The sequence below is a fragment of the Kitasatospora sp. MAA19 genome, assembly GCF_029894125.1.
Taxonomy (GTDB): domain Bacteria; phylum Actinomycetota; class Actinomycetes; order Streptomycetales; family Streptomycetaceae; genus Kitasatospora.
Genome location: NZ_JARXYZ010000009.1, coordinates 59,309 through 71,627, shown reverse-complemented (window position 1 = coordinate 71,627; position 12,319 = coordinate 59,309). Strand labels below are relative to the sequence as shown.

Annotated in this window: 9 protein-coding genes and 5 pseudogenes; 3 read left to right on the top strand and 11 right to left on the bottom strand. The window is 69.7% G+C overall.

Annotated features, from left to right (window positions below; translation table 11 throughout):
- Positions 1–170 precede the first annotated feature (170 nt).
- Positions 171–1,148 (bottom strand): annotated as a pseudogene (locus P3T27_RS16350) (M20 family metallopeptidase); the annotation flags it as partial.
- Between the two features lie 105 nt (positions 1,149–1,253).
- Here P3T27_RS16350 and P3T27_RS16345 point away from each other — a divergent pair.
- Entirely contained in the window at positions 1,254–1,466 is a 213-nt protein-coding gene (locus P3T27_RS16345) for a hypothetical protein (protein ID WP_280678968.1), read from the top strand.
- 48 nt (positions 1,467–1,514) lie between these two features.
- A pseudogene (locus P3T27_RS16340) lies at positions 1,515–2,738 on the top strand (IS4 family transposase); the annotation flags it as partial.
- Between the two features lie 276 nt (positions 2,739–3,014).
- Here P3T27_RS16340 and P3T27_RS16335 read toward each other — a convergent pair.
- From P3T27_RS16335 to P3T27_RS16290, 10 genes and pseudogenes are all read right to left on the bottom strand, one after another.
- A complete protein-coding gene (locus tag P3T27_RS16335; protein ID WP_280678966.1) occupies positions 3,015–3,881 on the bottom strand; it encodes an IS630 family transposase in 867 nt (288 codons plus the stop codon).
- Between the two features lie 95 nt (positions 3,882–3,976).
- Positions 3,977–4,063 (bottom strand): annotated as a pseudogene (locus tag P3T27_RS16330) (hypothetical protein); the annotation flags it as partial.
- A gap of 195 nt (positions 4,064–4,258) precedes the next feature.
- Positions 4,259–5,329 carry a protein kinase family protein gene (locus P3T27_RS16325; protein ID WP_280679293.1) on the bottom strand — a complete coding sequence of 357 codons (1,071 nt, stop codon included), beginning with the start codon at positions 5,327–5,329 and terminating at the stop codon, positions 4,259–4,261.
- Positions 5,330–5,870: 541 nt separating this feature from the next.
- Complete coding sequence (locus P3T27_RS16320) at positions 5,871–6,149, bottom strand: integrase core domain-containing protein (protein WP_280678965.1); 279 nt, start codon at positions 6,147–6,149, stop codon at positions 5,871–5,873.
- Between the two features lie 461 nt (positions 6,150–6,610).
- A pseudogene (locus tag P3T27_RS16315) lies at positions 6,611–7,811 on the bottom strand (ISAzo13 family transposase); the annotation flags it as partial.
- A gap of 67 nt (positions 7,812–7,878) precedes the next feature.
- On the bottom strand, positions 7,879–8,580 hold the full coding sequence (locus P3T27_RS16310; protein ID WP_280678963.1) for a hypothetical protein: 702 nt from the start codon (positions 8,578–8,580) through the stop codon (positions 7,879–7,881).
- Positions 8,577–9,923, bottom strand: a complete 1,347-nt coding sequence (locus tag P3T27_RS16305) for a DUF4062 domain-containing protein (RefSeq protein ID WP_280678961.1) — start codon at positions 9,921–9,923, stop codon at positions 8,577–8,579. Before P3T27_RS16305 ends, P3T27_RS16310 begins: the two co-directional genes overlap by 4 nt.
- On the bottom strand, positions 9,923–10,300 hold the full coding sequence (locus tag P3T27_RS16300; protein ID WP_280678958.1) for a hypothetical protein: 378 nt from the start codon (positions 10,298–10,300) through the stop codon (positions 9,923–9,925). Before P3T27_RS16300 ends, P3T27_RS16305 begins: the two co-directional genes overlap by 1 nt.
- A gap of 154 nt (positions 10,301–10,454) precedes the next feature.
- Positions 10,455–10,667: pseudogene (locus P3T27_RS16295) on the bottom strand (transcriptional regulator); the annotation flags it as partial.
- Positions 10,668–10,796: 129 nt separating this feature from the next.
- Positions 10,797–11,588, bottom strand: coding sequence for a hypothetical protein (locus tag P3T27_RS16290; protein ID WP_280679315.1), 792 nt, complete (start codon positions 11,586–11,588; stop codon positions 10,797–10,799).
- Between P3T27_RS16290 and P3T27_RS16285 the strand changes: the two genes are divergently transcribed.
- Positions 11,470–12,237 carry a recombinase family protein gene (locus tag P3T27_RS16285; RefSeq protein ID WP_280678956.1) on the top strand — a complete coding sequence of 256 codons (768 nt, stop codon included), beginning with the start codon at positions 11,470–11,472 and terminating at the stop codon, positions 12,235–12,237. The two genes, P3T27_RS16290 and P3T27_RS16285, sit on opposite strands and share 119 nt — an antisense overlap.
- The last annotated feature ends 82 nt before the right edge of the window (positions 12,238–12,319 follow it).

Here is a 12,319-nt window from a genome sequence, read left to right as displayed (position 1 = left end):
TCGCCGACGACCGGTCGGGCGACGTCGTCGGACGGCCGGCCGGCGCGTACCTCTGGCGCTGCGCACGTTCCCGACCCCGGCGCTCCGCCGGGCAGTCGGAACGGGCACTCCACTCGGCGAACACCGCGCCGACGGCAGCAGCCGCCCGACCGCCCTCCGGCGTTCGCCGCTCAGCCGCGCAGGGGTGCGGCCAGTCGTCCCAGCAGGCCCGCGATCAGGGCTGTCTGCGCGGGGACGGTGTCGGGGTAGATGAACTCGCCCTGGGCGTGGGCGCCGTCGCCGACCGCGCCCATGCCGCACAGCACCGGCAGGCCGAGGGCGGCGACGAAGTTGGCGTCGCTGGCGCCGCCGACGGCGGCGGCGGGCAGTCCGTCGCGGCCCTGTTCACGGGCGACTTCGCGGGCGAGGCCGAGGAGCGGGGCGGAGGCGGCGTTGAGGGTCATCGGGGGCCGGTTCCAGGCGTGGTCGATGTCGATCCGGACCCGTGGGTCGCTGACCTTGATGGCCTCCAGCTCCGTGTCCACGCGCTCCCGTTCGGCCTCGCTGCTGACCCGGATGTCGACGCTCGCGGTGGCCTGCCCGGCGACGACGTTGGCGGCGGAGCCGCCCGTGATGAGCCCGGGGTTGATCGTCGTGCCCTTGTCGGGGGCGGCGACAGCGGCGGCGGCGACCACGAACTCGGACAGCGCGGTGATGGCGCTGGCCCCGTCCTCGGGCGCGAGCCCGGCGTGCGCCTCGACGCCGCTGGCGGTGACGCGGAAGGTCCCGTTGCCCTTGCGGGCGGTCTTGACCGCGCCGCCGTGCGCGCTCGGCTCCAGCACCAGCGTCACGTCCGCGTGGTGCGCGACCTCCTCGATCACCGGGCGCGAGGACCGGGAGCCGACCTCCTCGTCGCCGTTGAAGAGGAAGGTGACCGTGGGCACCGAGACGCCGTACTCCCGGGCGAGCTTGAGGGCCCAGATGCCCTGGGCCAGGCCGGTCTTCATGTCGAAGATGCCCGGCCCGCTGAGCTTCTCCCGGCCGTCCGACTCGGACGGCGCCCAGCCGGCGAGGGTGCCGGTGGGCCACACGGTGTCGTAGTGACCGACCAGCGCGACGTGCCCGGGGCCCGTGCCGGGGTAGGTCAGGGTGAGGGTGTCGCCACGCTCGCAACCACGGTGCCCTACCCGTCAGCCACCTGGCTGATCACCACCGCCCGCGCCTGAGTCGGCCGGCTCGCCCGGGCACACCGATTTCTAAGGAGGTGGCCCGCTATGCGCTACTTGGCCTTCACTCGCGAAGCGGGCGCCGCCTGGACCGACGGCCAGGGCATCACTGGACAGCTGCGACTGGAACAGCACGCCGCCTTCATGGACACCCTCGCCGAAATGGGATTCGCCCTGTTCGCCGACCCGCTGTCCGCCATGGAGCAGGGACGCCGGCTGGGGGTCAAGGGGCAATGGGCAATGCCGCTTAGCTTAAGTTGATCTTGTGTGGGCGGGTGCTTGGCTGGCGAAGCTGCGGCATGGGCTACGTTGCTGATTGTGAGTCAGCGAGCTGGTGGCCTGCCGGATCAGGTCTCGATCGGGGTGCTGGCGGCGTCGGCGCCGCGCGGCGTGGTCGATGAGGCGGTCGCGGTGTGCGGGCGGCAAGCCCAGCGGACGGGCGGGAAGCTGCCGCCGCATCTGGTGGTGTACTTCGCGATGGCGCTGGCGCTGTTCGGCGATGACGACTACGAGGAGGTCATGGCCCGGCTGACGCAGGCCCTGGTCTCCTGGGGCAGTGTGGGTGTGGAGTGGGTGCCACCGACGACCGGTGGGATCACCCAGGCCCGGCAGCGGATGGGGGCCGAGGTGCTGCGGGAGGTGTTCGAGCGGGTCGCCGAGCCGGTCGCGGACCTGCTCACGCCGGGCGCGTTCCTCGGCTCATGGCGCCTGATGGCGATCGACGGGGTGGAGTGGGACGTGCCGGACAGCGAGCAGAACGCGGCCGCGTTCGGATACCCGGGCGGCGGAGCCGCGTTCCCCAAGGCCAGGCTGGTGAGCATCAGCGAGTGCGCCTCGCATGCGCACCTGGCCGCCGCGATCGGGCCGGTGGTCGGCGAGGGATCGGGCGAGCAGTCCCTGGCCCGGCAGCTCTACCCGACCCTTCAAGAGGACCAACTCCTTTTGGCAGACAGCAACTTCTACAGCTTCGAGGACTGGCGCCTTGCGGCCGGCACTGGTGCGCAACTGCTGTGGCGGGTCGGCGTGAGGGTGGGCCTGCCGCTGATCGAGGACCTCGGGGACGGCTCCTACCTGTCCCTGGTCTTCTCCCGTCAGGCGCATACCAGGCAGGCCAAGGCCCGGATCGTGCAGGCCGCTGGGGAGGGCCGGCAACCGCACCCCGACCAGGCCCGGCTGGTGCGAGTGATCGAGTATGACATCCCCGACCGCGGCCTTGAAGCGGAGCGGGAGCTGATCTGCCTGATCACCACGATCACCGACCCCCGCACGGTCACCGCCGAACAACTGGCCCGGGCCTATCACGACCGGTGGGAGCACGAGGTCGCAGCCGCGCAGCTCAAGACCACGATGCGCGGACCGGGCAGGATCCTGCGATCCAAGAGCCCGGACCTCATCCGCCAGGAGATCTACGGCTACCTGCTCACGCACCATGCGATCAGCGCCCTGATCTGCCGGGCCGCGACCCATGCCGGAATCGACCCCGACCGGGTCAAGTTCACCCGCACCCTGCGGATCGTCCGCCGCCACGTCACCGCGACGCCGGCGGCCTTTCCCCCTGACCACCAAGGCCGTGTCATCGACGCTATACGTCACGACATCACCCACCCCAGGAACCTCAACCCCCAACGCCGCGAACGCAGTTATCCAAGTATCGTCAAACGCGCCGACACAACAGCTACCACGTCAAACGCCCAGGTGGCACCGGTACCCGCCACAGCACCCCGCCTACCGTCCGCCTCGCCAACATCCCAACAGCAGCTTGATCAACTTAAGCCAAGTGGTCGGCTCCGGAAGTCCTTCGGGGGTTGATCAGTCTGGCTGGGCGGCGGAGGATTCTTCCTGGTGATCGGTGGTGTGCCGGTCGAGTCTGGCCAGCAGATCGTCCAGGTCGGAGGTGGTGAACCTCCACTGGAACGGCTGCGCCGTGGCGTTGTAGCGGTCTTCGAAGTCGCCGAGCCGGTCCCTGACCTGGGTCAGGTTGGTGAAGTCGTTGGGCGAGACGACCTTGTGCTGCACCACGGAGAAGTAGATCTCCACTTGGTTCAGCCATGAGGCGTGGACCGGGGTGTGTACCAGGACCGCGTTCGGGAATGCCGCGGCCAGCCGGTCGGCGGCCTTCGTGCCGCGGTGGGAGGAGCCGTTGTCGGCGATCCAGAAGACCCGTTTCGCGCTGGCGTAGGGTTCCTGGCTCATGACCTGGGCGACCAGGGCCATGAACGGCTCGATGCCGGTGCGCGCCTCGGTGCGGCCGAACACCTTCGCGTGGTGGACGTCGTAGGCGGCCAGGTAGGCCAGCGCGCCGCCGCGCCCGTAGGTGTGGTTCACCCGCATCGCTCTTGCCTGGCCCGGGGCGAGCGTGGGGTGGCAGCGGCAGCGGGCCTGAATGGAGGTCTTCTCGTCCGCGCTGATGACGTATTCGTCCGCGCCGATCGGCTCGCCGTCCCAGCTGCGGGCGTAGAGGTCCAGGACGCGGGCCGCTTTGGGACGGAAGTCGGGGTCGGTGATGAAGATCCAGGAACGGTGCTGCCAGGGTTTGATCGCGTCCTGGTCGAGCCAGCGGCGCACGGTGGAGGCCGACACCGACGCGATGCCCCGCGACATGGCCTCGCGGGCCAGTTCCGGGCACGACCAGCGCGACAGCGGCGTGCCGGCCTCGGCGGGAAGCTGGCAGGCCAACGCTTTGACCTGCGCGGCCTGCAGGGGTGTGAAGACGGGGGCCGGCCAGTGCGCTGACGGTCGAGCAAGCCGCGCAGACCCAGGTCGGCGAACCGGCCTCGCCATGTGCGCACCGTGTCGACGTGCACTCCCGCCTCGACGGCAATACGCGCGTTGGACCTGCTCCGAGCCGCCAGGAGCACGATCCGCGCCCGCACCCGGTCCCGGTACTCGGTCCTGTGACCGTAGGCGGCCTTCTTCAGCCGGTGCCGCTCGGCGGCGGTCAGGACTATCGGGCGCGCGGTGGCAACAGGCAAGGCAGGCAGGCCGATCGGCAGAAGTAGATCAGGGCAGCCACAGCCTGCCGCAGGCGCTGACGTCTGATGGCCACCCGTCCATCAGACGATGGACGAGCTGCCCAACCCGCCGATCCGGCCGATCTCCTCCATCGGGTACGGGGTCTGTCTGCTCTCCAGTTGGAACTTGCGGTAGAAGTCCGTCATCACCGCGGCGAGCGGGGCGTGGTGGGTGAGGATCGCCGCGACCTGCGGCGGAATCCCCTTCGGGCGCTCCCCTTGGGCGCATGCGCGCACGAACGCACTGCGCTCCTCCCCCCTATACCCGTACAGGGCGGTGACCAGCCAGATCACCAGATGTGTGACGGAGTAGCAACGGTCATAGGTCCGGTGTTCGGCGAAAAAGTCGGCCTCTTCCTTGGACAGGTCGAACCGGGAGGAGATCGCGAGGCCGTAGTCCGCAAAGAACAGACGCTTACCGTCGGTCAGGATGTTCTGGAAGTGGGCATCGAAGTGCAGGAGACCGCGGGCGTTCATGAACGAGGTCCCAGCCTGCAGTTGCCTCACGACCATGGCGCAGGCCCTCTCGGCCGCCTCGTCCCCGGCTTTGACCTGAGTACCCAGCCAGTCGTGCAGGTTCTGCGGGATGTACTCCAGGAACAGTGCGATGCTCGCCGAGGAATCTCGCACAGCCTCGATCCGGCGGCGCACCTGCGATCCGCCTCCCCAGTAGGTGACAGCCTTCTCCACGTCGGCCAGTTCCTCGGGAAGCGACTGCCCGGGGTGCGGCAGGACCCGCCAGTGGTACATCAACGGGAAGCCCTCATAGTCCTGTGCGAGCACCCAGTTCGTCGTCATGGTGTGCACGGCCAGTTCCCTCCAGGCCCCAAAGCCCGGCCCCCCGATGACCCCGATACCGAAATGGGAGAAGGCAGGTAGCCCGAAGAGGTTCGCCGTGGACCGGACGTTCTCCGGCTGCCTTTCCAGATCGCTCAGCGGCACCCGCTTGACGAAGACCGCGGTCCCGCCGATGTCCAACAGCGCCGATGTCCCGCCGATACCGGATCCCATCGGCTCAGCCGCAGCCACGAGGTCGCGCAATTCAAGATCACTGCACAGGGCCAGCGCCGTGGAGACGGCACTGTAAGCCGCCAGCCGCGTATCGTGCGACATGTCAACGCTCTCGACGACTGCCTCCACGTGGGCAACAACCTCTCTGAGACACCTGGGTGCCTCCGCCGAGCACGTGCGCGCGACGCACAGCCCTGCGGTTCGACACTTGGCACGTGCAGCGGGCATCCAGGATCCGCTTTGCGAACACGGATCCGAACCCCCCTTTTGGCTGCACTGTACGTGAAGACGACAACGAGATCGGGCGAACGCGATGCCTCGGCAAACCACCACTGCTCAGCGGCTCGGAACTGGGCTGGCTCGCAGTGGTCGAGCTTCATCGCGCTGTCCTTCGACGCCGACCGGTGAACACATCCGTCAGGCCCAGCGGGGCCAACCCCCGAAGGACTTCCGGAGCCGACCACTAAGGAGTGACCACCCAACAGACCCCCGTGCGGGAGCAACCCCCGCGAGCGCGGGGATTTCCTCCCAGCTCGGGAGCGATCGGCCCCGCACGCGCGGGGATTGCCCCGCGGCGCTCATGCTGTGCTCCTCATTCTGGTGGGTCGGCCCCTGCTCTTGCCGGAAACCTCATCCGCCCTGTTCAGGCCGCGTGTTGGTACTCGTGGAGGATGCCGCCGAGTCGGTCGGTTCGGCGTATGTCGATGCGGGCGACCTGCTCTGGATCGGCGATCGGTTCGGGGAGCGGGTGGAGCGGGCGGGCGTTGGCGATGCCCTGGTGTGGCCTGTGGTCGTTGTAGAACTTCTCGGACTCGCGCAGGGCGTGAAGCAGGTGCCGCTCGTTCCAGATCAATGTCCGGTCCAGCAGCTCACGGCGGCAAGTCTGTACCCACCGCTCCATGACCGAGTTCATTCTCGGCATCCGGGGGCCGTCGATGAATTAGTGGTGCGTGTCGTGTCAACTCTTCGTTGACGTCGCGTGCGTGACGTATCTGGCGAGTCCGCAGGGGTCGATGAGACGGACGGGGAGAGGTTCGCTTTGGTGCCCGTGCTGCTGGAGCAGGGGTCTGATCTGCCGGAGGAGGGTGCGCATCTGGTTTTCGCCGATGCGGAAGAGGTAGGCGGTCAGTGAGCAGGGCAGGCCGCGCTGGTCCAGGACGGCGGCCCAGATGATGTTCTCGGCGGTGAGTTTGCGGTGGGGGGCCGCTGTTTCGGGGGGAGTGCGTCGAGCATCTCGCGGATCTTGGCGACGAGATGGTCGAGGGCCTGGCGGGTGAGGCCGGTCAGGATGGGGTGGGTGGTCAGGGCCGCGTCGAAGGTGTGGGCCGCGCGGGGGTGGGAGCGGCGTCCGGGCGGCTGCAGCGGCACCGTGGGGACGCCGGGCTGGGGTGGGACGGTGTAGTTCCACTCGCCGTGGAACTGGTCGGGGTTCACGGTCAGCGCGGCGGCGTGCTGGGTGTCGATCTCGACTCCGGTGGGGTAGGAGTCGCTGCCGAGGCGGGCGGTGACGCGCAGTCCGGTCGCGGTGGTGGTGGCAGCGATCAGGTTCAGTGCCACGTCGAAGCTGGTCAGCGCGGGCACGCCAGTTCATGGAGATGAAGGAGAACAGGCGGTGCTCGACCCGGTTCCACTTCGATGTTCCCGGCGGCAGGTGGCACACGGTGATCTCCAGGCCGGTCTCGGTGGCCAGCACGGCGAGGTTGGCCTTCCATGCTCTGGCGCGGGAGCTGTTGGAGCCGCCGCCGGCGGTGACCAGCAGCCGCCGCGCGGTGGGGTAGGCGGTGCGGCCCTCCTCGGTCCACCAGCGGCGCAGGGCGGCGACCGCGAACGCGGCGGTGTCGTGGTCGGTTCCGACCACGATGAAGCCGGTGTTGCGGCCCACGTCGTAGATGCCGTAGGGGATCGCGGTGCCGGTCGTCTGGGTGGGGAAGTCGTGGTCGAGGACCTTCACCGGCGCGCCGGGCGGGGCCCATTCCCGCCCTGCCTGCGCGAACAGCCCGATCTGCTCTTTCTTCTTGGCATCCACGCTGATCACCGGGTCCCCGGCGTCCAAGAACTCCCGCACCTTGTCGTTGAGGTGCCGGAACTGGGCGTCGCGGTCCGGGTGCGAGCTGCCGGCCAGGACTCCGGCGTTGCCGCGCAGGCCGAACCCGGCCTCCTTCAGCAGCGCGGCGACGGTGTCCCGCCCCACCGCATGTCCCTGGGCGACGAGTTCCTCCGCCAGATGGCGCAGGGACTTCGTGGTCCAGGTCAGCGGCCCTATCGGGTCGCCCTGTGTATGGTCCTCGACCAGGGCCGTCAGTGCGCCACGCAGCCCGGGGTCCTTCTCGGCTGCGGACGGGCGCCCCGCGCCGGGGCACCGTACCCGGCTGTCCGCCTGGGCATCCTCCTCCAGGTCGGCCAGTCCCCGGCGGATGCAGCTCTTGGAGACCATGGCCGCCGCGGCGACCGCGGCGATCCCGCCGTGACCGAGCTGACGGGCCTCCGCCGCGTACGGTAGCCGACGCTGACGCTCGTTCAGATGCGGGGTCACCGCCTCCAGTTTCGTCCGTAACGGACCGATCAGCTCATCGAAACGCCCCATACCAGACCAACGAGCCGAAGTCCTGGAAGTGACCAGTAGATTCCCGACGGCCCCGTCGAGGCGTGCGTCAGCGGGGCGGAGGACGGCGGTCGGCCCGCAGACGCTCCGCTCCGTCCGAGCCCGCGTCCTGGAGCGTGTCGTCCGTGCTCATGACCTGGGGCACCGCGACCAGGAGCTCGTAGAGGAAGTCGTGGAAGCCTTCCGGAGTCGGCGCCGTGTGGTTCAGCGGGTACACCCCGAACTGCAGGTAGTGCACGGTCTTGCGCATCATCTGGGCCGGTGAGCAGACGGAGACGAGCGTGCCGAAGTCCCCGTCCTTGAAGTACGAGGCGGCGACAAAGCACTCGTCCGCCGAACCGTAGACGCCGGCGTCGCCCTTGTACCGCTCGTTGAGGTCGTCGCCGTGGACGGCCGAGGACGGGATGCCGAGCTTTCCCAGGAAGTCCCCGCCCGCCCGGCTGAGGCTGCTCTCGTCCTCGACCCCGAGGTGCCGGTGGCGGCTGCCGGGCACGTAGATCTCCACCGGTCGACCGGTGTCCGCGTACTCCTGGAAGAGCTCGTGGCCGCGACGCAGCCGGGCTGCGAACTCCTCGCCGGGCGTGGCCCGGTCGACCAGCGGGTGCTGGGCCGCGACCTCGATCAGCACACCCGGCAGGTGCTGCCGTTCCCGCATGAAGGCCTGGGCCGTGGAGAGCCGGTTGCGCCACCGGTTCGCCGCAGCGGGGGAGAGGGCCACCGTGTCCCACAGGTCCATCGCAGTCCGCCTCACGAGATCGTCCTCACTTCGCCACGCTCCCCGACGATGGCCCAGGTCCGATCGAAGTGCTTCCAGCAGGCGTCGATCAGACCGAAGTCCGGGGTCCCGCGGAGTTCCAGGGACGGGGTCTCCGGGGCCCTCGCCGGCGGCAGGGTCAGCGTGACCCATCCCCAGGCCCGGTCGCAGAGAATCATCGTGGACCGCAAGTGGGTGGTGAAGAAGCCGATTTCGACCGATCCGGCGGCCGTACTGCGCGCCCCGGCCTCACGGACGATCGCCCGCAGCCGTGCCTCGACCTCGCGCACCTCGGCCGTGATCGGCGAGCGCTGGTCCCACAGCGACTCGGACTCGTCGACGTCGGCGAGGAACTGCCCGTCGGGGAGCGGTACCAGGACGCGGATCCGCGCGCCGGCGGCGAGTGCCTTTGTCAGGTAGGGCGTCTGGATCTCGATCAGCCGCTTCCCGCTGGTGGACATGATCCCGATCGACGAGGCCTTCCCGAGGTTCTCGCTCAGGGCGTTGCCGGCCTGCCCGTCCACGCTGATCCGAACCACCCCGATCTGCGTTCCCGGGGCCACCAGGTTCTGCCACTCGGCGGAGAAGGTGTGAGCGGTCGAGTTACCCTTGACCCAGCCGGGCTGGGGATTGTGCCGGACCGCCAGCCGCAGCGACCGGGTGACGCCGTTCCTCAGGTCCGCGGTCGTGCGCCACGGCTTCCAGAGGCGTTCGGTCCGTACCTTCTCCCGGAAGACCTCGAGCCGCTCCATGTCTTCCGGTGTCGGCTGCCAGCTGTCGGTGTGCAACTCGACCGGGTTGGCGTGGACGAAGACCAGGATCGGCTTGCCCAGAGAGCGGGCGTGGTCGTACTCCCGCTCTGTGAAACCAACTTCGCCTCCGGCGAGGTCGCCGTAGCGCGCCCCGAGGATGAGGACGAGGTAGTCGCAGTCGTTGATCACCCGCTCTACGACCTCCCAAGCGCCCTCCGACCGGGCGTCGAAGAGCTCCATGCCGGAGGGGATGTACCCCTCCTTGACGAGTTCGTCGATGACGGCTTCGCGGTGCCGTTTGAGGTCAAGGCTGGTCGAGCTCACGAACACCTGGTAACGGCGCTCGTCCTGGACGATCGTTACCGGGGGTGCCGTGCCGGTCGGCACCGGGGTACCGGTGTGCGGGTCGGGCTCCGCTGTCCCGTAGTAGTTGAAGTTGTTCGTCACAGAGCTGCGCGGTCCGATGGCATTGCCGGCCACATCGGCGCCGGCCCCGACCCCGCCGCCGCGGACCTCCACGTGCTCGGTCGGCTGCTCGGGTTCGGAAGGATCCTGCTTCCCGCGCCGCCGGAAGCGCGACCCCGGCATCAGCCGGCCACCTCGCCGCCCTGGCCCAGCGCGTTGCCGGCGACGTCGCCCCCGGCGGCCACCGCGCCCTCGCCCTGGGCGAAGACGGCTCTCGTCGGACCGGACACGGAGCGCGGGGCCCGGGGTGCGCCGGCGACCCTGCTGTCGGCGCCGATCGCGTTACCGGTCACGCTTCCTCCGGCGGCGACCGCGCCGCGCCCGTCGGCCCGGACGGCGCTGCCCGCGGCCTGTCCGTCCCGCCGCAGCGCGTACACCGAGGCGACGAGCCCGGCGAGCCCGACGACCGCTCCGACGACGGCACTCGCGAGCTCGGCCCCGGCGGCGTCCCCGAGGGTCGCCCACAGTGCGAGCGCGACCGCAACGCTGCTACTCGCCAAGGCCGTTGACCAAAAGAGCAGACGCATGTTCGATGCCCCCTCACACCAAGAACCCGGTAGGACCTTGGTACCCGGCCATTGGTCACACCACGCGCCGGTCGTCCGGCCGGTCTCCGTCCGGGCCTTGTATCCGTCGTGTATCAGCGAGCGCCGGCTCTTCCGGGGCCGCCCGGCGCACCCGTGCGAAGTGCTCCGCCGGCACGTGCTCGTGGGGCAGCGCCGTGCCGTTGCAGGAGCGGTGCGGCGTCGACGCGCTCGGGTGCAGCCGCTTGGCCGGCGTTCCGTAGCTCGGGCCCGAGCGGGCCTTGAGTTCGCGTGCCAACCGCGCGAGCTCCTCCGTCTCCGCGGCCCCCGTGCCCTCCGGCATCCGTCCCCGCCGTACCCCCGGCGTCCCATTCCGGCGTTCCAGGCTCTTCCCGTACCAGCTGGTCAGAGCCTCTTTCGCCGTCCCAGCATTCCTGTCCTGGCGCCAGGCGTGGCGGCTGGGACGGTTCGCTCAGCAAGCTTCGGTCGTCCGATCGACGCACCACCTGGGCACATGCAGAAAGGGGCACGACCGCATGTCCGTCCGCACCTCCCGCACCCGCTTGTTCACCGCTGGCGCGAGCGTCGCGCTCGCCGCCTTCTCGATCGCCGCGTGCAGCGACAACGGAGACATCAGGACGGCAACCGGCCCGTCGCTCAGGGCCACCGTGCCCGCCTCGGCGCCCGCCATTTCGACGACCCCCGCTCCGACGGCCTCCTCGATGTCCACCGTCCCGTCCGCCGGCACCGGCGGCAGCACCCGCAACGCCCCGGACACCGCACCCGCGTCCACCGGTTCGAAGCCCGCCGCGATCACACCGCACCGAAGGCCCCCGCAGCCGCCGAGCCGGCCCCCTGCCAGGGCATCCAGGCCCAGCGCCGCCACTACCGGCTGATCCGCCGGCACGGCTGGCAGGACGTCGGCCGGGCGATGGACGACGCTCTGCGGATCTGCGGCACGTGGTGGGACAACCGGCGCTTCACCCAGGCCCTGGACCGCCGCCGATCCGCCTTGCGCGGCCCGGCCTAGGCCGGTCACGGCCAGAGCGTCACCCTCGCGGCCTGCAGCTATCCCGAGGTCGTCGCGCTGGCTGACCTCTTCCTGACACCCGCCCTGCGGGCGCTGCCGTTCACCGGCGGCACCGGTGACTACCGGCGCTTCGTCCAGGAGGTTCGCGACCGCGCCGCCCTCGGCTACTGGGACGACAAGATCGCCTCCAACGACCCTCTCACCCTCTGGATCGAGGCCGAGCACCACCACCACACCCACGCGGGAGCCCGATGACCCGAAACAACCGCCGGCTCGACTCCCCGGTGGTCGAACGCGCCGACGGCCCGATGACCGTTGGCTATGTCCGCACCGTGATCGGCCCAGCCCGGTCACCCAGATCAGCACGCTCCTCGCGGCCGGCGTCGCCGAGAAGGACATCTACGTCGAGCGCGCCAACGGCCACAAATCAGCCTGGCCCGAGCACGACCTGCTGTTGCCCCGCCTCCGGGCCGGCGACACCCTCAAGATCACGCGCCTGGACCGACTCTTCTACTCCGTCCAGAACCTGGTCGTCCTGGGCACCGACCTCCGCAACCGCGGCGTCCGCCTCCAGCGGCAGATCGACAGCGAAAGCCTCGACGGCCGCGACCTCTTCGGCATGCTCGCCATCCTCGCCGATCTCAACGCGCAGTTCGTCGCCGCGAACACCAACGACGGCCTCGCTTCCGCCCGAGTCCGTGGGCGCATCGGCGGCTGTCCTTCCAAGCTCACCGACCACCAGGTCCAGGACCTCATCCAGCAGCACGCTGACGGCGCCCGCGTTCCCGCCCTGGCCAAGAAGTTCAAGGTCTCCCAGTCGACGGTCTATCGACTCCTCAACCTCTCCCACCTCGAAACGCAGATCAGCGGCAACCGAACCTGAGACGCCCGGCACCAAACCCGCCTGAGCGACAACGAGATGTGAGACCAGCGAGGCCATCCGGTCTCACGACCCGTTACATCAG